The 19,723-nt window shown below is 57.4% G+C and carries 25 protein-coding genes and 1 pseudogene; 15 read left to right on the top strand and 11 right to left on the bottom strand.

Annotated features, from left to right (window positions below; all coding sequences use genetic code 11):
• Nucleotides 1-82 precede the first annotated feature (82 nt).
• From AC1MDT_RS22555 to AC1MDT_RS22525, 7 genes and pseudogenes are all read left to right on the top strand, one after another.
• Nucleotides 83-1,576, top strand: coding sequence for an acetyl-CoA hydrolase/transferase family protein (locus AC1MDT_RS22555; RefSeq protein WP_480419018.1), 1,494 nt, complete (start codon nt 83-85; stop codon nt 1,574-1,576).
• Nucleotides 1,577-1,895: 319 nt separating this feature from the next.
• Nucleotides 1,896-2,111, top strand: a complete 216-nt coding sequence (locus AC1MDT_RS22550; protein WP_414909718.1) for a DUF1127 domain-containing protein — start codon at nt 1,896-1,898, stop codon at nt 2,109-2,111.
• A 258-nt stretch (nt 2,112-2,369) separates the two neighbouring features.
• Complete coding sequence (locus tag AC1MDT_RS22545; protein ID WP_480419017.1) at nt 2,370-2,579, top strand: DUF1127 domain-containing protein; 210 nt, start codon at nt 2,370-2,372, stop codon at nt 2,577-2,579.
• Between the two features lie 145 nt (nt 2,580-2,724).
• The gene (locus AC1MDT_RS22540) at nt 2,725-3,042 is read left to right on the top strand and encodes a DUF2388 domain-containing protein (RefSeq protein WP_480419016.1); all 318 of its coding nucleotides are present in this window, start codon (nt 2,725-2,727) and stop codon (nt 3,040-3,042) included.
• A 38-nt stretch (nt 3,043-3,080) separates the two neighbouring features.
• Nucleotides 3,081-3,310 (top strand): annotated as a pseudogene (locus tag AC1MDT_RS22535) (DUF2388 domain-containing protein); the annotation flags it as partial.
• A gap of 27 nt (nt 3,311-3,337) precedes the next feature.
• Nucleotides 3,338-3,658 (top strand): DUF2388 domain-containing protein, encoded by a 321-nt coding sequence (locus tag AC1MDT_RS22530; protein ID WP_480419015.1) that lies wholly within the window; start codon nt 3,338-3,340, stop codon nt 3,656-3,658.
• Nucleotides 3,655-5,616, top strand: a complete 1,962-nt coding sequence (locus AC1MDT_RS22525) for a DUF7844 domain-containing protein (protein ID WP_480419014.1) — start codon at nt 3,655-3,657, stop codon at nt 5,614-5,616. Before AC1MDT_RS22530 ends, AC1MDT_RS22525 begins: the two co-directional genes overlap by 4 nt.
• Before the next feature lie 84 nt (nt 5,617-5,700).
• On the opposite strand, the gene AC1MDT_RS22520 is transcribed toward AC1MDT_RS22525, so the two are convergent.
• The 3 genes from AC1MDT_RS22520 to trpB form a co-directional block, all read right to left on the bottom strand.
• Nucleotides 5,701-6,156: an anti-virulence regulator CigR family protein gene (locus tag AC1MDT_RS22520; RefSeq protein WP_480419013.1), complete on the bottom strand. Its 456-nt coding sequence runs from the start codon at nt 6,154-6,156 to the stop codon at nt 5,701-5,703.
• Nucleotides 6,157-6,277: 121 nt separating this feature from the next.
• On the bottom strand, nt 6,278-7,090 hold the full coding sequence (gene trpA, locus AC1MDT_RS22515; RefSeq protein WP_480419012.1) for a tryptophan synthase subunit alpha: 813 nt from the start codon (nt 7,088-7,090) through the stop codon (nt 6,278-6,280).
• Nucleotides 7,090-8,310 carry a tryptophan synthase subunit beta gene (gene trpB, locus AC1MDT_RS22510; protein WP_480419011.1) on the bottom strand — a complete coding sequence of 407 codons (1,221 nt, stop codon included), beginning with the start codon at nt 8,308-8,310 and terminating at the stop codon, nt 7,090-7,092. The genes trpA and trpB overlap by 1 nt, the downstream gene beginning before the upstream one ends.
• Before the next feature lie 112 nt (nt 8,311-8,422).
• Here trpB and AC1MDT_RS22505 point away from each other — a divergent pair, with 112 nt between their 5' ends.
• The gene (locus tag AC1MDT_RS22505) at nt 8,423-9,316 is read left to right on the top strand and encodes a LysR family transcriptional regulator (protein ID WP_480419010.1); all 894 of its coding nucleotides are present in this window, start codon (nt 8,423-8,425) and stop codon (nt 9,314-9,316) included.
• Here the strand turns inward: AC1MDT_RS22505 and AC1MDT_RS22500 are convergent.
• Nucleotides 9,313-9,639 (bottom strand): ElaB/YgaM/YqjD family protein, encoded by a 327-nt coding sequence (locus AC1MDT_RS22500; RefSeq protein WP_480419009.1) that lies wholly within the window; start codon nt 9,637-9,639, stop codon nt 9,313-9,315. The genes AC1MDT_RS22505 and AC1MDT_RS22500 overlap by 4 nt on opposite strands.
• Before the next feature lie 154 nt (nt 9,640-9,793).
• Here AC1MDT_RS22500 and AC1MDT_RS22495 point away from each other — a divergent pair, with 154 nt between their 5' ends.
• Both AC1MDT_RS22495 and AC1MDT_RS22490 read left to right on the top strand, forming a co-directional pair.
• Complete coding sequence (locus AC1MDT_RS22495) at nt 9,794-10,009, top strand: dodecin (protein ID WP_414909726.1); 216 nt, start codon at nt 9,794-9,796, stop codon at nt 10,007-10,009.
• 123 nt (nt 10,010-10,132) lie between these two features.
• A complete protein-coding gene (locus AC1MDT_RS22490; protein ID WP_480419008.1) occupies nt 10,133-10,354 on the top strand; it encodes a DUF1161 domain-containing protein in 222 nt (73 codons plus the stop codon).
• Nucleotides 10,355-10,421: 67 nt separating this feature from the next.
• Here the strand turns inward: AC1MDT_RS22490 and AC1MDT_RS22485 are convergent, their stop codons facing one another.
• Nucleotides 10,422-11,423 (bottom strand): LLM class flavin-dependent oxidoreductase, encoded by a 1,002-nt coding sequence (locus AC1MDT_RS22485; RefSeq protein WP_480419007.1) that lies wholly within the window; start codon nt 11,421-11,423, stop codon nt 10,422-10,424.
• 240 nt (nt 11,424-11,663) lie between these two features.
• Between AC1MDT_RS22485 and AC1MDT_RS22480 the strand changes: the two genes are divergently transcribed.
• Together AC1MDT_RS22480 and AC1MDT_RS22475 are read left to right on the top strand one after the other, a co-directional pair.
• Entirely contained in the window at nt 11,664-12,095 is a 432-nt protein-coding gene (locus AC1MDT_RS22480; RefSeq protein WP_480419006.1) for an OsmC family protein, read from the top strand.
• Between the two features lie 187 nt (nt 12,096-12,282).
• Nucleotides 12,283-12,516, top strand: coding sequence for a DUF1161 domain-containing protein (locus tag AC1MDT_RS22475; protein ID WP_480419005.1), 234 nt, complete (start codon nt 12,283-12,285; stop codon nt 12,514-12,516).
• A gap of 6 nt (nt 12,517-12,522) precedes the next feature.
• Here AC1MDT_RS22475 and AC1MDT_RS22470 read toward each other — a convergent pair whose 3' ends face one another.
• Both AC1MDT_RS22470 and AC1MDT_RS22465 read right to left on the bottom strand, forming a co-directional pair.
• Nucleotides 12,523-12,945 carry a PA0061/PA0062 family lipoprotein gene (locus AC1MDT_RS22470; RefSeq protein ID WP_480419004.1) on the bottom strand — a complete coding sequence of 141 codons (423 nt, stop codon included), beginning with the start codon at nt 12,943-12,945 and terminating at the stop codon, nt 12,523-12,525.
• 40 nt (nt 12,946-12,985) lie between these two features.
• A complete protein-coding gene (locus AC1MDT_RS22465; RefSeq protein WP_480419003.1) occupies nt 12,986-13,408 on the bottom strand; it encodes a PA0061/PA0062 family lipoprotein in 423 nt (140 codons plus the stop codon).
• Nucleotides 13,409-13,467: 59 nt separating this feature from the next.
• On the opposite strand from AC1MDT_RS22465, the gene AC1MDT_RS22460 reads away from it, so the two are divergent.
• Nucleotides 13,468-14,544 carry an aminopeptidase gene (locus AC1MDT_RS22460; RefSeq protein ID WP_480419002.1) on the top strand — a complete coding sequence of 359 codons (1,077 nt, stop codon included), beginning with the start codon at nt 13,468-13,470 and terminating at the stop codon, nt 14,542-14,544.
• Between the two features lie 105 nt (nt 14,545-14,649).
• Here the strand turns inward: AC1MDT_RS22460 and AC1MDT_RS22455 are convergent, their stop codons facing one another.
• Both AC1MDT_RS22455 and AC1MDT_RS22450 read right to left on the bottom strand, forming a co-directional pair.
• A complete protein-coding gene (locus AC1MDT_RS22455; protein WP_480419001.1) occupies nt 14,650-15,300 on the bottom strand; it encodes an HAD family hydrolase in 651 nt (216 codons plus the stop codon).
• Between the two features lie 40 nt (nt 15,301-15,340).
• Nucleotides 15,341-15,886 (bottom strand): gamma carbonic anhydrase family protein, encoded by a 546-nt coding sequence (locus AC1MDT_RS22450; protein WP_480419000.1) that lies wholly within the window; start codon nt 15,884-15,886, stop codon nt 15,341-15,343.
• Between the two features lie 103 nt (nt 15,887-15,989).
• Here AC1MDT_RS22450 and prlC point away from each other — a divergent pair, with 103 nt between their 5' ends.
• Together prlC and AC1MDT_RS22440 are read left to right on the top strand one after the other, a co-directional pair.
• Nucleotides 15,990-18,041: an oligopeptidase A gene (gene prlC, locus AC1MDT_RS22445; RefSeq protein WP_480418999.1), complete on the top strand. Its 2,052-nt coding sequence runs from the start codon at nt 15,990-15,992 to the stop codon at nt 18,039-18,041.
• The gene (locus AC1MDT_RS22440) at nt 18,038-18,325 is read left to right on the top strand and encodes a YheV family putative zinc ribbon protein (protein ID WP_414909738.1); all 288 of its coding nucleotides are present in this window, start codon (nt 18,038-18,040) and stop codon (nt 18,323-18,325) included. The genes prlC and AC1MDT_RS22440 overlap by 4 nt, the downstream gene beginning before the upstream one ends.
• A gap of 55 nt (nt 18,326-18,380) precedes the next feature.
• On the opposite strand, the gene AC1MDT_RS22435 is transcribed toward AC1MDT_RS22440, so the two are convergent.
• Together AC1MDT_RS22435 and AC1MDT_RS22430 are read right to left on the bottom strand one after the other, a co-directional pair.
• Nucleotides 18,381-19,028 carry a dual specificity protein phosphatase family protein gene (locus AC1MDT_RS22435; RefSeq protein ID WP_480418998.1) on the bottom strand — a complete coding sequence of 216 codons (648 nt, stop codon included), beginning with the start codon at nt 19,026-19,028 and terminating at the stop codon, nt 18,381-18,383.
• 223 nt (nt 19,029-19,251) lie between these two features.
• Complete coding sequence (locus AC1MDT_RS22430) at nt 19,252-19,557, bottom strand: hypothetical protein (protein WP_480418997.1); 306 nt, start codon at nt 19,555-19,557, stop codon at nt 19,252-19,254.
• Nucleotides 19,558-19,723 lie beyond the last annotated feature (166 nt).

Genomic DNA, 19,723 nt, shown 5'->3' with positions numbered 1-19,723 from the left:
GCATTCGACCATGGTAGCGGGAGGATTTTTTTTGAAATCACTAAACTGCGTACCTTGCTTCCGTTGCCCGAGATAACAATCCATGTACCGTGATCGTATTCGCTTGCCTTCGTTGTTGGATAAGGTAATGAGCGCCGCTGACGCAGCCGCTCTGATTGAGGACGGCATGACCGTCGGCATGAGTGGTTTCACTCGCGCTGGCGAAGCCAAAGCCGTGCCCCATGCATTGGCCGAACGCGCCAAAATCACCCCGCTGAAAATCACTTTGATGACCGGCGCGAGCCTGGGCAACGACCTCGATAAACAGCTCACTGAAGCCGGTGTGCTGTCGCGACGCATGCCGTTCCAGGTTGATAGCACCTTGCGCAAGGCGATCAACGCCGGTGAAGTGATGTTCATCGACCAGCATCTCTCGGAAACCGTCGAGCAACTGCGCAACCAGCAACTCAAACTGCCGGACATCGCGGTGATTGAAGCCGTAGCGATCACCGAGCAAGGCCACATTGTGCCGACCACGTCGGTTGGCAACTCGGCCAGCTTCGCGATTTTCGCCAAACATGTGATCGTCGAGATCAATCTGGCGCACAACCCGAATCTCGAAGGTCTGCACGACATCTATATCCCGACTTACCGTCCGACCCGCACACCTATCCCGCTGGTCAAGGTCGATGACCGTATCGGCAGCACCGCCATTCCGATCCCCGCGGAAAAGATCGTTGCGATCGTGATCACCAATCAGCCCGACTCGCCATCCACTGTGCTGCCGCCGGACGTCGATACCCAGGCCATTGCCGACCACCTGATCGACTTCTTCAAGCAGGAAGTAGCGGCTGGGCGCATGACCAACAAACTCGGCCCGTTGCAAGCCGGTATCGGCACCATCGCCAACTCGGTAATGTGCGGCCTGATCGACTCGCCGTTCGAAGACCTGACGATGTACTCCGAAGTGCTTCAGGACTCTACTTTCGACCTGATCGACGCGGGCAAGCTGAGCTTCGCGTCCGGCAGTTCGATCACCTTGTCGGCCCGTCGCAACACCGACGTCTTCGGTAATCTGGAACGCTATAAGGACAAACTGGTCCTGCGCCCGCAAGAAATTTCCAACCACCCGGAAGTGGTGCGCCGGCTCGGCATCATCGGTATCAACACGGCGCTTGAGTTCGACCTTTACGGCAACGTTAACTCCACGCACGTCTGCGGGACGCGAATGATGAACGGTATCGGCGGTTCGGGCGACTTTGCGCGCAACGCGCATCTGGCGATCTTCGTCACCAAGTCAATCGCCAAGGGTGGCGCGATTTCCAGCGTGGTACCGATGGTCAGCCACGTCGACCACACGGAACATGACGTCGACATCCTCGTCACCGAGGTAGGTCTGGCAGACTTACGTGGACTCGCGCCGCGGGAACGGGCTCGCGTCATCATCGACAACTGTGTTCACCCGGACTACCGCCAGGCCCTGGATGATTACTTCACAGCCGCTTGTGCCATCGGCGGACACACGCCACATATCCTTCGTGATGCCCTGAGCTGGCACATAAACCTGGAAGAAACCGGGCGCATGCTCGCCGTGTAATTGATACAGATAGCAGCTGACGCAAACACAGTTTCGTCAGCTTGCTATTGCAACGGTAATTTTTGTTTAAAACTGTACTGCTGTACCGGTCATTTCCTACCGTAATCTCCTACTTTTTAGAGTGAAACCATCAAAAACGCACCATTATAGTGCGCATAGGTACAGTTGCCTCAATTTCGACCAGTACACCCCCTATTAACAGTTAACTGGTACCTCACAATACAGCTGAACTGTATCTAGAGAGACTGGCCAAAGGAGAGGATCATGGGCACCAGTTAAGCCACTACCTAATCCCGCCATAAGCGGAAGGATGTCAATCATGGAACGTACACTCAGTTCCGAAATGTTCTTCGAAGATACCGCTGCAAAAACCCAGGCTTCCATGCCTCTTCGCGTTCTAGCCAACCTGATGTTGTGGCAGCGCCGCCTCTCCAGCCGCCATCAACTGGCTCGCTTGGATTCGCGTCTGCTGGCTGATGCCGGGATTAGCGAAGCACAACGCTACGAAGAGCTGAGCAAGCCGTTCTGGCGCTAAGTTAGCGTCGCTGGCTCTGACCTGCAGGGTCCACCGCCAGCAACCCGAATTGAAAAAACAAAACCCGTCGTGGGCAACCACGACGGGTTTTGTCGTTTTGTGGGCATCAAAGACGCCCACACAAAAGCATGAACAATTTATAGGTACAGTTTTAGTTTTAATAAATCTGAACCAGTACAATTTTTCCGCAGTGTATCTGTTGCGCAAGTCCGGCCGGGGCCAACATGAATTCCCCCACCCAGCAAAAGGACTTCGACCATGAAACACCCATTGGAAGTTTCCGTTTCCACGCCTCAATCGAAGCCTCGTTTGCGCTGGCTTCGGGGGTTGCCGAGAGCGCTCGCCGACAGCCTGGAAAGGGCTAGAACCCGACGATTGCTGGGCCAGCTCAATGACCAGCAGCTTTCAGATCTGGGCATTAGCCACGCGGACCGTATCAGCGAACTGGACAAACCCTTTTGGCGATAGCGCCCTTTTGGCACAGACGGGACTGTTCGAACGCTTACGCGCAGGCCTAAAATCAAACCAGAACGTGGCGAACACCTCGCGATAGACGTCTGATCCTTCAGATACCTCGTCACCTCTTACTTGGTTTATCAAAAGGAGTTACACCATGTCCCGACTTCGTCTGCTCAGCACTGCAGCCCTGCTTGCCGTGGCTGCCAATTCCCACGCCACCAGCTTTATCGTGACCACCGACACGGTCGTTGATGCACTGAAGTCCAGCTCCAATGCAACTTCCGATGTCACGTCGTCCTTTCATAACAACAAAATTGTCCTCGCTGCCCGAGATGACGCGGCCAGTTTTGTTGCCACCGAAGGCGCCATTCGTGGCGCCAAACTGGAAAGCGCCCTTGACTACATTCGTCACCAGGCCCCGCAGTTGAAGGCGACGGATACACAACTCGCACAAGCCATTCTGACTATCTAAGCAACATTGGCTGACATGGGACACGCTTGTAGTGTCCCAATGTTTCGACGCAAGGCATTGTGGCCACTGGCTGCGCCACAAGCATCGTGACCTGCGCTCCCTTCGACCCTAAACTGCTCGCCGCTCAGGATGACGCCGCAGCTTTCATCGCCAGCCACGGCCAATGGAAAGGAGTGCAACTGGAATCCGCACTTATTTTCTGCGTCGAACCCAGCCAAAACTTCATGTAAGCGACCTTGAACTGGCGCAGGCAATACTCGTCCAATAGTTATCCTCGTTCCTCCGGAGTCGTTCCATGCGTAACCCACTGATCGCTGCCACCCTGGGCCTGCTATTGCTGGCCGGCGGGGTCCAGGCGCGCACCCTGGAAGCCACCAGCAACATGATCATTCGGGCCACCCAGCGCACGCTCGATTTCACTTCCGACACCACCACCTCTATCCGTGACTCGAAGATCGTCCGTGAAGCGCACGACGATGCTGCCAGTTTCGTCGCCAGCGACGGCGATATTCGTGGTGCGCACCTGGAAGCAGCCATCAACACCTTGCGCACCCGCGTGCCGGAAGCTCGTGACGCCAGCGATCATGTACTTGCCGAAGCCATCCTCGCACTGTGAGGACTCCAGGCGCCTGGCTACTGGCCGCGGTCATGTTGCTCCTTGGCAACACGGCCCAGGCCAGCCTGCAATTACAGCTCAAGACCGACGGCCTGAGTCCCGCGCAGCAGCAGGCCAGTCAGGCATTGCTCGATGAGGCCATGCGGGCTCTGCCGCCACGGTTCATCGAGCAACTTGACCGCCGCATCGACGTCGGCTGGACTGATGACATGCCGAGCAACGCCTATGGCGAGGCGTCGTTGGTCTCCGAAATCGACCTGAACCGCAACTTGCTGACCAGCCTCACCGATGGCAGCGCCGCCACCAAAAAGACTAATCGCCCCCATGGCACTGTCCGCCAGGAAATGCTCGCCACGGTATTGCATGAACTCACCCACATTTATGACCGCTCACACCTGTGGCCAGACGCGGAGCGCAAACTGATTCAACGCTGTACGCAGCGCAGCAGCAGCTCAGGGCTGGTCGGACTTCCCGATCAATGTCGCGGCCAGACCGATCGACGCTTCACGCTGAGCGACGACCCGCGCCTGCTTGATCTCGCCGGCTGGCAGCAATACGTCGGCCGTCGTGGCGAGCGCGAACAGCACAACCGCCAGGTCGCCCGTAGCCCTGACATCTACGAAACGACCAATCCCAAGGAGTTCGTTGCGGTCAACATGGAGTATTTCCTCCTCGACCCGAGCTACGCCTGTCGTCGTCCTGCGCTGTACCGCTACTACAAAGACCATTTCGGCTGGGCGCCCGCCGCCAAAGACACCTGCAGCAAATCCTTCGCGTTCCTCAATGCTGGCAACGACTTCGCCAAAGAGCCTTTGGGCCAGATCGATCCGGAGCGCGTTTACGCCGTCGACTATTTGCTGGCTGAAGCCAATCAGAACTGGGTCAGCCGTTGGGGTCACAGCATGTTGCGACTGGTGATCTGTGCCCCTGGCCGACCACGTGGGCCCGATTGCCGACTGGATCTGGATCAGCACCTGGTGCTGTCTTACCGCGCCTTTGTCGGTGACGTACAACTGTCGAGCTGGGACGGGCTGGTGGGTAAATACCCGTCGCGCCTGTTTGTACTGCCCCTCTCTCAAGTGATCGACGAGTACACCAAGACCGAACTGCGCAGCCTTGCCTCGGTACCGCTGAACCTGTCGCGCCGCGAGATCGACGACGTTGTGGAACATGCCGCCGAGATGCATTGGAGTTACGACGGCAACTATTTCTTCCTGTCCAACAACTGTGCGGTGGAAGGCCTGAAACTATTGCGCAGCGGCACCAACAATGCGCAACTGGTCGGTCTGGACAGCATCATGCCCAATGGCTTGCTGGAAGTCCTCAAGGGACGCGGGCTGGCGGACACCAGCGTGCTGGACGATCCTCGTGAGGCATTGCGTCTGGGCTATCGCTTCGATTCTTTCCGCGATCGCTATCAAGCCATGTTCGAAGTGCTGAAGAAGCATTTGCCGATCAAACAGGAAACCGTCGAAGACTGGTTGGCATTGAAAGCTGAAGAACGGCGCAAGTGGTTCGACCAGGCTGACTTGCGCACCAGCGCAGCATTGCTGCTATTGGAGCAGGCAGCCTTCCGACAACAGCTGCTGCTGGCTCAGGACGAAGTCAAACAACGCTATCTGGGTGCTCGGGAATTGAAGAGCGGCGGCATGGACAAGGCCAACGCGACCTTGCAGCAAATTCTCGCCAACAGTGGCTTCCTCAGCCGTCCGGCAGAGTTGCTCGGCACCGGTGGTTATGGCTTGCCGCAGCCAAGTGAGTGGCAGCATCTGGAATCGGAAAGCAGCCTGCGCCAGAAACAGCTTCAGGCGCTGACCGGTGATCTGGACAAGGAAGTCAGAGCGTTACTCGAACCGAGCCGTGCAGCCGAGATGGCCGCCAATGAAGCCAACCTGAAGCAGGTTGGCGCGCATTTGCGAAAACTGCATAAAGCAGCGGGCGGACTGGAATTGCCGTAAAGCCTGGAGCTTGCGACAAAACCAAGATCCTCTATGGCGAGGGGGAAAGTCCCTCGCCACATCCGCCAGACAGGCCTGGGACAGTTACAAAACCCCTTCCAGAATTTCATAGACAATCCCGGTTCCTACGGCGACCAGCACAATGTCGCCTCCCGCGCGGCGCCATTCGTAACCCTGGTAATACGGCAGATGCGACAGAGCGCGGTTATCCAGGCGCTCGCCATAATAGCCGTGAGGGAATGGTCGGCCACGTTCCAGACGAATACCTGGCGGTGGCGGCGCACCGCGCACGAAATAATCGTGATTATCATGAATAGTCTGGCGAACCGGACCGAAGTCCCGTGGCGGAGGCCCGCCGCGATTGTCCTGCGGTCCACGATGGTCATCACCATGATTGTTGTAGCCGTGGTTATCGTACTGGCCCTGCTCCGGGCCGCCGTGGTCGTGATCGTCGCGTTGATCGGCACTTGCGTGCAGCAACGGGGTTGCACTCAGCATCAGTACACCCACGCTGGCAATCAGACGTTTCGGCATTTTCATCAGGTCTTTCCTCACTGCACATACAGCAAAAAGGGCTTCAGAACATAGTCCTGAAGCCCTCGGTCTTACTGTTTAGTCTGCGCGGCGTGGCGCTAATTCCTCTGTATCAAGAACTTTACCTTCAGCTGACTCGCGCCTGACGCACACCCTCAGCCAGCGCCGAGCAAAGACTCAGCACGCCATCGATTGCCTGATCCGGTGTCGAGGCATTGGCGATGTGATCGATCAGTGCCGAACCCACCACTACACCGTCGGCCAGACGTGCAATGGACGCTGCTTGCTCAGGTGTGCGAATGCCGAAACCGATGCTGATCGGCAAATCGGTGTGGCGACGCAGGCGGGCGACCGCTTCTTCGACGTGCTCCAGCGTCGCCGCGCCCGCACCGGTCACACCGGCTACCGACACGTAGTACACAAAACCGGAGCTGCCGTTCAACACGGTTGGCAGACGCACGTCGTCGGTGGTCGGCGTGGTAAGACGGATGAAATCGATACCCGCAGCCTGAGCCGGGTCGCACAGTTCGCCGTTATGTTCAGGCGGCATGTCGACCACGATCAGGCCATCAACACCGGCCTCTTTGGCGTCGGCAATGAAGCGCGGCACACCGTACCTATGGATCGGGTTGAAGTAGCCCATCAACACCAACGGCGTTTCTGTATTGCCTTCACGGAACTCGCGAACCATTTGCAGGGTTTTCGCCAGGTTCTGCTTGGCCCCCAGGGCGCGGATGTTGGCCAACTGGATCGCCGGGCCATCGGCCATCGGATCGGTGAAGGGCATACCCAGCTCAATCACATCGGCGCCAGCACCGGGCAACCCTTTGAGGATCGCCAGGGATGTATCGTAGCTCGGGTCGCCAGCGGTCACGAAGGTCACCAGGGCGGCGCGATTCTGTTCCTTGAGTTCGGCAAAACGCGTTTGCAGGCGGCTCATCAGTGTTTCTCCTGCTGGGATTGTTCCATGTGGTGCATCACGGTTTGCATGTCTTTGTCGCCACGGCCGGACAAGTTGACCACCATCAAGTGATCTTTCGGCAGGGTCGGGGCGCGCTTGAACACCTCGGCCAAGGCATGGGCGCTTTCCAGCGCGGGAATAATCCCTTCCAGGCGACAGCATGTGTGGAACGCGTCGAGGGCTTCGTCGTCGGTCACCGAGGTGTACTGAACGCGGCCGATGTCATGCAACCAGGCATGTTCCGGGCCGATACCTGGATAATCGAGGCCAGCGGAGATCGAGTGGGCGTCGATGATCTGGCCGTCTTCGTCCTGCAACAGGAAGGTGCGGTTGCCGTGCAGCACGCCGGGAACGCCGCCATTCAGGCTGGCCGCGTGCTTGCCGGTCTCGATGCCGTAACCGGCGGCTTCAACGCCGATGATCTCGACACTTTTGTCATCGAGGAACGGGTGAAACAGGCCCATGGCATTGGAACCGCCACCGATGCACGCCACGAGACTGTCTGGCAGACGGCCTTCCTGGGCTTGCAGTTGAGTACGGGTCTCCTTGCCAATAACGGCCTGGAAGTCGCGAACCATGGCGGGATAAGGGTGCGGGCCGGCTACGGTGCCGATCAGATAGAACGTGCTGTCGACGTTGGTCACCCAGTCACGCAAGGCTTCGTTCATTGCGTCTTTCAGCGTACCCGTGCCTGCGACCACCGGAATCACTTCAGCGCCCAGCAGCTTCATGCGGAACACGTTGGCTTGCTGGCGTTCGATGTCCGTGGTGCCCATGTAGATCACGCAGTCGAGGCCAAACCGTGCGGCCACGGTGGCGGTTGCCACGCCGTGCATGCCAGCGCCGGTTTCGGCGATGATGCGTTTTTTGCCCATGCGCCGCGCCAACAGGATCTGGCCGATGCAGTTGTTGATCTTGTGCGCGCCGGTGTGGTTCAGCTCTTCGCGTTTAAGATAAATCTTCGCGCCGCCGCAGAACTCGGTCAGTCGCTCGGCGTAGTAGAGAGGGCTTGGACGACCGACGTAGTCGCGCTGGAAGTAGGCCAGTTCTTCTTTGAAGGCAGGATCTTCCTTGGCCAATTCGTATTCACGGGCCAGGTCGAGAACCAACGGCATCAGTGTTTCGGCAACGTAGCGGCCGCCGAACGCACCGAACATGCCGTTGGTGTCGGGGCCGGTGCGCAGATTTGTCTGGGTCATGGGTCGCTCCAGTTGAATGCGTGAGATGACAATGGGGTCCACTCTACCCCTGACGCCTTGAGCTGAAAACCGATAAGATCGCCACAACCTGTCAGGAAAACTCACAGATACCATGCGCCATGACCTTCCTCCGCTGAACGCCCTCCGGGCCTTCGAAGCCACCGCCCGCCTGAACAGCGTCAGTCAGGCTGCCGAGCAGTTGCACGTCACCCATGGCGCGGTCAGCCGGCAATTGAAGGTGCTGGAAGAACACCTGGGTGTGAGCCTCTTCACCAAGGATGGGCGTGGCCTTAAACTCACAGATGCTGGCGTTCGTTTGCGTGATGTCAGCGGTGAAGCTTTTGAGCGTTTGCGTATCGTCTGCGCCGAACTGACTCAAAGCACCGCCGATGCGCCATTCGTACTTGGCTGCTCGGGAAGCCTGCTGGCGCGTTGGTTTATCCCCCGGTTGGGGCGTTTGAATGCAGACCTGCCGGATTTGCGCCTGCACCTGTCGGCGGGTGAAGGCGATCTTGACCCGCGCAAACCCGGTCTGGATGCGTTGCTAGTGTTTGCCGAGCCACCATGGCCCGCGGACATGCAAGTCTACGAGCTGGCAAGCGAGCGAATCGGCCCGGTCATGAGCCCTCGATTTGCCGGTTACGCGCGGTTGATGAACGGACCGACAAACGCGCTGTTGACCGAGCCCTTGCTGCACACCACCTCGCGACCGCAAGCGTGGCCCAGCTGGGCACAGCAAAGCGGCCTCGACGCCAAATCATTGAAGTACGGTCAGGGTTTTGAGCATTTGTATTACTTGCTGGAAGCCGCCGTGGCAGGGCTGGGTGTAGCCATTGCGCCAGAGCCGCTGGTGGCCGAGGACTTGAAAGCGGGTCGCCTGGTTGCACCATGGGGTTTCAGTGAAACCCCGGCGCAACTGGCGTTATGGCTACCCAAGCGCGCCGCAGACGGCCGCGCTCGGCAATTGGCGCAGTGGCTCAAGAACGAGCTGCGCCAGGCATATTAGTCGTCGCGTTTACACAGCAAGTAGGCCGCCAGCAGGCCCAGTGCACCGACAGCCACACCGGCTGTAGTCCAAGGGTGATCCTGGGCGTAGTCCCGAGTTGCAATCCCGGTTTCTCGTGTTTTGACTTTGACTTCTTCGTACGCATCACTGAGCAGGTGGCGCGAATGCTTCAGCGCGTTCTCCGCGTTGGTTTTCAAGGCTTTCAGGGTTTTACGCGACTCGTCCGAGGCATCGTCTTTCAAGTTTTCCAACGATTTCAGCAGACTCTCGATCTCGGCTTCCATGCTTTGCAATGAGGCTTTACGTAAAGAGGTGTTGGCCATGATGGCTCTCCTGCATTGATTGAGTTGCGTGTGTTGGTTGGGACTTCACGGGTTCGAGAAAGTGCAGTAAATCTGAATCCCGCTGTGGGATTCGCCGACAGAAGTAATACGAAAAATCACTGCTAGGCTGTATTTCACACCCTAGGAGAACACCATGACTGACCATCACACCTACAAAAAAGTCGAGCTGGTCGGCTCGTCCACTTCCAGCATTGAAGATGCCATTAACAACGCGCTGGCCGAAGCCAACAAAAGCATCAAACACATGGAATGGTTTGAAGTGACCGAAACCCGCGGTCACATCAGGGACGGCAAGGCCGCCCATTTCCAGGTGACCCTCAAAGTCGGGTTCCGGATTGCCAGCAGCTGAGTTTGGGCTAGTCTTCTGAACTTGCGCGCTGGCCGAGTGCCATAGAAATGGCAAAGCGCTACATGAGCGCACCCGGCTGACGGCTGGATGTTTCCCATTTATTCCGACCAGGGAATGCGACCGATGAAGAAGTTTATTTTGGCGGTAGGTTTGTTGAGTCTTGCGAGTACAGCCTTTGCTGACGGCAAGCCGTGTGAAGAATTGAAAGCAGAAATTGCTGCGAAACTGGATGCCAAGGGCATTTCCGGTTATTCACTGGAAATAGTCGACAAGGGCGCGGAAGCGGGTGGGAAAGTCGTCGGCAAATGTGAAAAAGGCGCCAAGGTCATCGTTTACAAAAAGTAGGCTGATGCTGATGTGAATGAAAAAGCCGACGTTAATACGTCGGCTTTTGATGGGCGCGGCTTGAGCCTCAGCCCTTCATGACCTGCGCCAGCAGTTCATAGGAGTGCACTCGATCGGCATGTTCATACAGGTCGCAGGTGAAAATAAGCTCATCGGCCTGGGTCTGCTCGATCAGCACTTCCAGTTTGGCGCGAATTTTCTGTGGGCTGCCGACCATCGCCAGCCCCAGGAAATCCCCCACCGCTTCTTTCTCATGAGGCAGCCACAGGCCGTCCATGGTTTTTACCGGTGGCCGTTGCACCAGACTTTGGCCGCGCATCAACGCGAGAATCCGCTGATAGACCGAAGTCGCCAGATACTCGGCCTGCTCGTCCGTATCGGCCGCCACCAAAGGCACGCCGAGCATGACATAGGGCTTATCTAAAACCGCTGAGGGCTTGAAGTGATTGCGATAGACGCGTATCGCCTCATGCATAAAGCGCGGAGCGAAATGTGAAGCGAAGGCGTAGGGCAAACCGCGTTCACCGGCCAGCTGTGCACTGAACAGACTGGAGCCCAGCAGCCAGACCGGGACATTGGTGCCGGTGCCCGGCATTGCAATGATGCGTTGGTCCGGTGTGCGCGGGCCGAGGTAGCGCATCAGTTCGGCCACATCTTCCGGGAAATCATCGGCGCTACCAGAGCGTTCACGGCGCAGGGCGCGTGCGGTCATTTGATCGGAGCCAGGGGCACGCCCGAGGCCCAGGTCAATCCGGCCCGGATAAAGACTTTCGAGGGTCCCGAACTGCTCCGCGATGACCAGCGGCGCGTGGTTAGGCAGCATCACCCCTCCCGAACCAACCCGAATGGTCGACGTGCCGCCGGCCAGGTAACCAAGCAGCACCGAGGTCGCGGAACTGGCGATGCCGTCCATGTTGTGGTGTTCGGCGACCCAGAAGCGGTTATAGCCAAATTTTTCGACCTGCTGCGCCAGGTTCAGAGAGTTACGCAGCGACTGGGCCGCGTTGCCATTCTCACGCACAGGTACCAGATCGAGGGTCGAGAACTTGATGTCGGACAGTCGTTTCATAAACCTGCTTCTCCAATTGAGGGCGCAGGTTTTTTCTTGCGAACGAAAACCTGCCGAATCTATAAGCGTGTTCATGCAATGAGGGCATATACCCGAGTTTCAATAGCACAGACAAAATTCCTACAGATTTAGCGGACCGATCAGATGAGGTGAACTTTGCACCACCGTCTATCCTCAGAGCTTTGAGTAACCGAAAACCACAACGGCGCGGCGCTCGCGCCGGATCTTGAGGAGGCAGGCATGGCTATTACCAAGAAAGCATCGGCTCATTGGGAAGGTGACCTGAAAACCGGCATCGGCTCGATTTCCACAGAAACGGGTGTACTCAGAGAAGCGCCCTACGGCTTCAAGGCTCGATTCGAGGGTGGCAAGGGCACCAATCCGGAAGAGCTGATCGGCGCGGCCCACGCAGGCTGCTTCTCCATGGCTTTTTCGATGATTCTCGGCGATGCCGGGCTTAAGGCAGACAGCATCGACACCCAGGCTGAAGTCACCCTGGACCAGGTTGACGGTGGGTTTGCGATCACAGCCGTGAAATTGATCCTCAAAGCGAAAATCCCGGGGGCGACCCAGGCGCAATTCGAGGATCTGAGCAATAAGGCGAAAAAGGGCTGTCCGGTTTCCAAAGTGCTGAATGCGAAGATCAGTCTGGAGGCGACACTCGTCAGCTAAATTCGCGTTGAAACTAAAAGATCGCAGCCTTCGGCAGCTCCTAGACGGGCGGGTGAACCAGCAGGAGCTGCCAAAGGCTGCGATCTTTTTTGCGCTGAAATAAAACCTGACTGGCGATAGTGTGGTCGAATAAATGACAGCAGCAAAAACGCAGTACGATGCGCGCTGCCTCAAGGGAGCTTCAACCATGAAACGTTTTGTCTTGGCGATTATCTGTTGCGCGCTGGCCACATCGGTCCTGGCAGCACCTAAATCCTGTGAAGAACTCAAGGCCGAAATCGAAACCAAGATCCAGGCCAAAAAAGTCTCGTCCTACACCCTGGAAATCGTCACTAATGAGGAAGTGCACGATCAGAACATGGTCGTTGGCTCGTGCGATAGCGGCACCAAGAAAATCATCTACCAAAAGAACAACCGCTGATGTGCCTCATATGAGGCAATAGGACTCCCGATCTTCAGCGACGATCTCCCGCTTGGCGTTGTACAGCCGGGCGCCGGGCGTAAACACTATTGACTGGCCAACCAGCAAATAACGCTGGCCGGCTTCGAAATGGTCGTAGTTGATGGTCAGGTAGCACAGCCGCTCCGAGGGACCGTCCCTTACACCTAAGCCCCCCCCACCGGGCACGTCAAAATCGAATCGAACGATTAGCTCATGGCTGCCGGGCGTCACCTGGAAAAAACGCCCGTCACTTAACCGCTGCTTGTCCAGTCGCTCGGCCATCAGCAATCTGTCGTTGGGGAACGGCGTCGAGAAATCTACCCAGGCCATCTGCGGATTAACCGCCGGTAACGGGCTCTGGCAGCCGACCACAACACTTGCAGCGAGCAACAGCATCAACCTGCGCATGATGAATGTCCCAAGGTTTGGACATTCAGCATAACGCCGATCAGGTGCTTTGGCAGCCTGCCGGTGTGCCATGACCGATTACTTTTCGCTGCCGATCATAGAGCTTTGCCCACGGCCGAAAGCCGATATTCCCCGCTTCCAGCTGATACCGCTCACCGGCGTTGAAATCGTTGAATTTCACATTCAAATGGCAATCACGCCAAAGTGGTTCGGCCCCGGGGCCGATATTGGTTGCCTGGACCGGGAATTGATAGCGGACCGTCAGCTCATGGCTGCCGGGCGGCACTTCAAAAAAACGTTTGTCGGTGGTGGCTATGTTGTCGACTTTCAATGCTTGCAGGGCTGTGTGTTCCTGCGGTGAATCAAGGTCGATCCACGCTTGAGCCGGATCAGGGCGGGGTAATCCGAAAACAGCACAGCCGGCCAACGTCAGCAGGCTTCCTGTCAGCATCAACATGCGCATAGCGGAGCTCCAGTCAGACGGGATAGTCTTGCGGGCAGACTTTCCAGGGAAGATTCATTTTGATCAGGCCGCTTCCAAGCCTTGGGTTACTTGATCGCGTTTTTCGCGTTTTGTTTCCGGGCGTGTTGTTTTTATTGCTCAACGGTTGCACCAGCGTCAGCTATTACAGCCAGTTGGCCAGTGGTCAGCTGCAATTGCTGCGGGCACGGGAGCCGGTTTCCACCGTCATTGCCGACCCCTCGCGCGATGAAAAGCTACGCGCGCACCTGGCCCAGTCACAAAAGGCCCGGGCATTCGCCAGCCAGCAGCTGCACCTGCCGGATAACCAGAGCTACCGTTTGTACGCCGACATTGGCCGACCGTTCGTAGTCTGGAACGTCTTCGTCACCCCGGAATTTTCCCTGACACCGCAAAACCATTGCTTCCCCATCGCCGGTTGCGTGGCCTATCGCGGTTATTACAGCCAAAGCGCGGCCCGGGGTGAGGCCGCTATTCAACGATTGAACGGTATGGACGTATCGATTGGAGGCGTCGAGGCTTATTCGACGCTCGGCTGGTTCAACGATCCGATCATCAGTTCGATGATGGGTTGGGGAGATGAACGATTGGCGACGATGATCTTCCACGAGCTGGCGCACCAGCGCCTGTATGTGAAGGACGACACAGAGTTCAACGAGTCTTACGCCACGTTTGTGGAACAGGAAGGCACTCGGCAATGGCGTGCATTCCGCGGCCTGTCGCCGGATAACGGTGCACAGGTGCAGCAACGGGACCAGTTCACCCAGTTGATTCTCGACACCCGCACCAGGCTTACAGCGCTATACGCCCTTGCGCTGCCTGCAGATCAAATGCGCCAGCGCAAAGCGGCTGAGTTCGAACGATTGCGCGCCGAGTACCGGAGGATGCGTGACAGCCAATGGGCCGGGGACAAACGATACGACGCCTGGATCAACGCGCCGATGAACAACGCTCGGTTGTTGCCATTTGGGTTGTACGACCAATGGGTGCCGGCGTTTGCTGCGTTATTCAGGCAGTCAGGTGGGGATTGGGTAAAGTTCTATGCGGCGGCGGAGAGGCTTGGTGCGTTGCCGGTAGTTGAGCGCAAGGCGACATTGAAGGCTTTGGCAGGATCATAAAACTCCGGTGGTTGAGAGACCTCTTCGCGAGCAGGCTCGCTCCCACATTAGATTTGGGAACACAGGTCCATTGTGGGAGCGAGCCTGCTCGCGAAGGCGATTCAATTAGCGCTGCAAAAACGCCCGATGCATCTCTTCCAGCGTTTCAAAGTGATACGCCGGCGCTTCGGCGCTCAACTCTTCACGGCTACCAAACCCATAACCCACCGCCGCTGCATCCAGCCCGTTACTGCGCGCGCCAATCAGGTCGTGTTTACGGTCGCCGATCATCAAGGTGTTGGCCGGGTCCAGGCCTTCCTCTTTCATCAGGTGGGCGATCAGCTCGACTTTATGGGTTCGCGTGCCATCCAGTTCACTGCCGTATATGACTTTGAAATGCTTGGCGAAGTCGAAGTGCCGGGCGATTTCCCGGGCGAAAACCCACGGCTTGGACGTCGCGATGTACAGCTGCCGCCCTTGCCCGGTCAGGGTTTCCAGCAACGGTGTGACGCCATCGAACACACGATTCTCGTACAAACCGGTGACCTTGAAGCGCTCGCGATAGAAATTCACCGCTTCCCACGCCTTGGGCTCGTCGAAATCGTAGAACTGCATAAATGCCTGCAACAACGGCGGCCCGATGAAGTGTTCGAGCTTGGTCAGGTCAGGCTCATCGATGCCCAGTTTGCTCAGAGCAAACTGGATCGAACGGGTGATGCCTTCGCGTGGGTCGGTCAGGGTGCCATCGAGGTCAAACAAAACGGTTTGGTAATGCATGAAAATTCCCGGGTAATAGCAAGAGGCTTCAGAAAAAAGGTCAGATTTGGTCGTAGCCTTGGTCCAGATGCGAATTCTTGAGCTTCACGTAGTTCGCCGCGCTGTAGGTGAAAAAGGCTTTTTCCTTGTCAGACAGCGGGCGGATCTGCTTCACCGGGCTGCCCACATACAGGAAACCGCTTTGCAGACGCTTGCCCGGCGGCACCAAGCTGCCGGCGCCGATGATCACATCGTCTTCGACCACCGCGCCGTCCATAACGATGCTGCCCATGCCGATCAGCACCCGGCTGCCCACGCTGCAACCGTGAAGCATGACTTTATGCGCGATGGTCACGTCATCGCCGATCAGCAACGGAAAGCCATCAGGATTGAACGGCCCAGCGTGAGTGATGTGCAGCACGCAACCATCCTGAACGCTGGTGCGCGCACCGATGCGGATACGGTGCATGTCGCCGCGGATCACCGTCAGCGGCCAAACCGAGCTGTCATCACCGATTTCGACATCGCCGATCACCACCGCCGAACGGTCGACAAACGCGCCTGTGCCCAGCAGCGGCGTATGGTTCTGATACTTGCGAAGGGTCACGATAGGCTCTCTCTCTGTTGCTGATAGCTGCGGTTGACGTCGATTGTAATTATGATGGGGCGATGTTTCTTCATGCATGTTTCTTCCAGCCAAGGTGCCAACCGTGAGCGTGAACAACCCTCTATTGCAGTCCTACGACCTGCCGCCGTTCTCCGCGATCCGTGCCGAACATGTGCAACCGGCCATTGAACAGATCCTGGCTGACAACCGCGCCGCCATTATCGAGATCCTCGAAACCCAGGGCAAACAACCGACCTGGGCCGGCCTGGTGCTGGCGATGGACGAGCTTAACGATCGCCTGGGCGCAGCCTGGAGCCCGGTCAGCCACCTGAATGCCGTCTGCAACAGCGCCGAACTGCGCGAAGCCTACGAATCCTGCCTGCCAGCGTTAAGCGCCTACGCCACCGAACTGGGCCAGAACCGCGAGCTGTTCGAGGCGTTCGAAGCCTTGGCCAACAGTTCGGAAGCCGCCGGTTTTGAGGTGGCGCAAAAAACCATCCTTGAACATTCGCTGCGTGACTTCCGTTTGTCGGGTATCGACCTGCCTGCGCCTGAGCAGAAACGTTACGCCGAAGTGCAGAGCAAACTGTCCGAGCTGGGCAGCCGCTTCTCCAACCAGCTGCTCGACGCGACTCAAGCCTGGACCAAACACGTTACCGACGAATCCGCCCTCGCCGGCCTGACCGAGTCGGCCAAGGCGCAAATGGCCGCCGCGGCTCAAGCCAAAGGTCTGGATGGCTTCCTGATTACCCTGGAATTCCCGAGCTACTACGCGGTGATGACCTACGCCCACGATCGCGCCCTGCGCGAAGAAGTCTACGCGGCCTATTGCACCCGTGCGTCGGACCAAGGCCCGAATGCCGGCCAGAACGATAACGGCCCGGTGATGGAGGAAATCCTCGACCTGCGTCAGGAACTGGCGAAGCTGCTCGGTTTCGGCAGCTTCTCGGAGCTGAGTCTGGCCACCAAAATGGCTGAGTCCAGCGACCAGGTGCTGAGTTTCCTGCGCGATCTGGCCAAACGCAGCAAGCCGTTTGCCGCTCAGGATCTGGAACACCTCAAGGCCTACGCCGCCGAACAGGGCTGCCCGGACCTGCAAAGCTGGGACAGCGGTTTCTACGGCGAAAAACTTCGCGAACAACGTTACAGCGTTGCTCAAGAAGCACTGCGCGCTTACTTTCCGATCGATAAAGTGCTGAGCGGCCTGTTCGCCATCGTCCAGCGTCTATACGGCATCGAGATCGCCGAGCAAAAAGGCTTCGACACCTGGCACCCGGATGTTCGCCTGTTCGAAATCAAGGAAAACGGCCAGCACGTCGGCCGCTTCTTCTTCGACCTCTACGCCCGCGCCAACAAGCGCGGCGGTGCCTGGATGGATGGCGCCCGCGACCGTCGCCGTACGGCTGCAGGCGTACTGCAGAACCCGGTGGCCAATCTGGTGTGCAACTTCACTCCGGCCGACAGCGGCAAACCTGCGCTGCTGACCCACGATGAAGTCACCACGCTGTTCCACGAATTCGGTCATGGCCTGCATCACTTGCTGACCCGCGTCGAACATGCCGGCGTATCCGGCATCAACGGCGTGGCTTGGGATGCGGTCGAGCTGCCAAGCCAGTTCATGGAAAACTGGTGCTGGGAGCCGGAAGGCCTGGCGCTGATTTCCGGTCACTACGAAACCGGCGAACCACTGCCGCAAGACCTGCTGGGAAAAATGCTCGCGGCGAAGAACTTTCAGTCCGGCCTGATGATGGTCCGACAACTGGAATTCTCGCTGTTCGACTTCGAACTGCACGCCACCCACGGCGACGGCCGCAGCGTGCTGCAAGTGCTCGAAGGCGTGCGCGACGAGGTGTCGGTCATGCGTCCACCCGCCTACAATCGCTTCCCTAACAGCTTCGCTCACATTTTCGCCGGTGGTTACGCGGCGGGTTATTACAGTTACAAATGGGCTGAAGTGCTGTCCGCCGACGCCTTCTCGAAGTTCGAAGAAGACGGCGTGCTCAATGCCGAAACCGGCCGCGCCTTCCGCGAAGCGATCCTGGCTCGTGGGGGTTCTCAGGAACCGATGGTGCTGTTCGTCGACTTCCGTGGCCGTGCGCCATCGATTGACGCACTCTTGCGCCACAGCGGCCTGAGTGAGGACGCAGCAGCATGAGTGAGGGACCTGTGATTACCAAACGACGCTTTATCGCCGGGGCAGTTTGCCCGGCCTGCAGCGAGCCGGACAAGTTGATGATGTGGAACGAAGACGAGGTCCCGCACCGTGAGTGCGTGGCCTGCGGTTATTCAGACACGCTCAATGAACAAGGTCTGTCAGTGCCCAAGGAATTGGGCACGAGGGTTAATACCTCGGCGCTGAAAGTGCCGGACATCAAGGTTCAGGCAGTGCAATTCTTCCCGAACCCGAAGCTGAAGAAAAAGCCTGACGAGCAACATTGAGTCATCACCACCTTCCACGTCGCAATGGCGTGAAAGGTGGCACTCCCGATTTTTCCTACTTCTCGACGTTGGCCGATTTGAACCAGCTCTTCATCGAGCACATGGCGAACGGACTCGTGCTGCAATCACCGTTGGCCAGCGCCGTGCGCAGTTTGTCGACATCCGCCTGCATCATGTAGCGAACGCCGTCCTTGAAGTGGGTGCTGTCGCCAAAACCACCCTGAGTCATTTCGTTCAGGGCGTCTTCCTTACTCCAGCCCTGCACCACCACCCGATACATGGCCGCCATCAGGCCGGTACGGTCGGAACCGTGCTTGCAATGCATCAGCACCGGACCTTTGGCTTCGGCTGTCTGAATAGCGCGAAGGGCCTTGAGTACATCAGCGTCATCTACATGGTTGGTGCGGTAAGGCAGCTGGACTTGGTCGATGCCAGGCGTGGACAACCAGTTCTTATCCGATTCAGGCAGGAAGTTGATGACGGTCCCCACCTTGAGTTTTTCCAGCAGTGGCACCGCTCCGCTGTCCGGCAATGCGCTGCGGTAGAGGGTTGGGGTCATTTGATAGAGGTTATATTTTGCCTCCACCGATTGCGCCCATTCCGCAGGTCGCGGCGATGCAGCGTCGTCGGCCATGGCCAGCGACACGTTGAAAAGTGCGGCCAGCGATAGACAGAACGCAGGGATGAAGCGAGGTAGGGACATGCTAGGGCTACCGTTCAGGAAAAGGCTGGAAAATAACGGCCAGCTTGTGCTCCGAACGGTCAAAGGCCTGTGAGCCGACTGTCAAAGAATCGTGAATTAGCCCATTAAATTTGCGCATGTTACACAACCGAAACTTTTCAGCCCATTAGATACTGTGTTTATTTAACGCTCGACTGACAATGAAACCTGCATGAATTTCCACACAGGTTTCGTCATCCAATAGTTATGGATTGACGATGCTGGCATACGCTTTTGCCAGCGCCAACAGTTTTGCCTTGTCATCACTGTCGATATCGCCGTCACCGTCCACATCGCTTCTGACTTCTTTGATGTTGAAGGATTGACCGCCATCAGCCGAAATTGCCGTGACATAGACGGAGTCCACCAGGGACTCGGTCTGTGCTTCATTTTCGGCATCCCAACCTGGTTCTTTTCGGGAAAGTTGCATTGAAACTTGCGCTTCCCGTGGATTGATAATACTGGGAGCCAACAGCTGTAAAAAAATACCGCGCTGATTAAAAAACGACATTGATTAATTCCATTTAATTAATAATTCACGATAACTTCGTGTGCAGCGGATAGTACTGAGAAACTTCATCATCAGGCTATTTGTTATCTGTTTCCCAGCATTGCGACAAGTTGCCATTTTAATCAACTAAAGGGCAATAACGGGATTCAGGGCTGCCAGAGCTTCA

This window comes from Pseudomonas sp. ASL7, assembly GCF_056680375.1.
The sequence above is the reverse complement of the archived record's forward strand: the minus strand, read 5'-3'. Positions and strand labels throughout refer to the sequence as shown.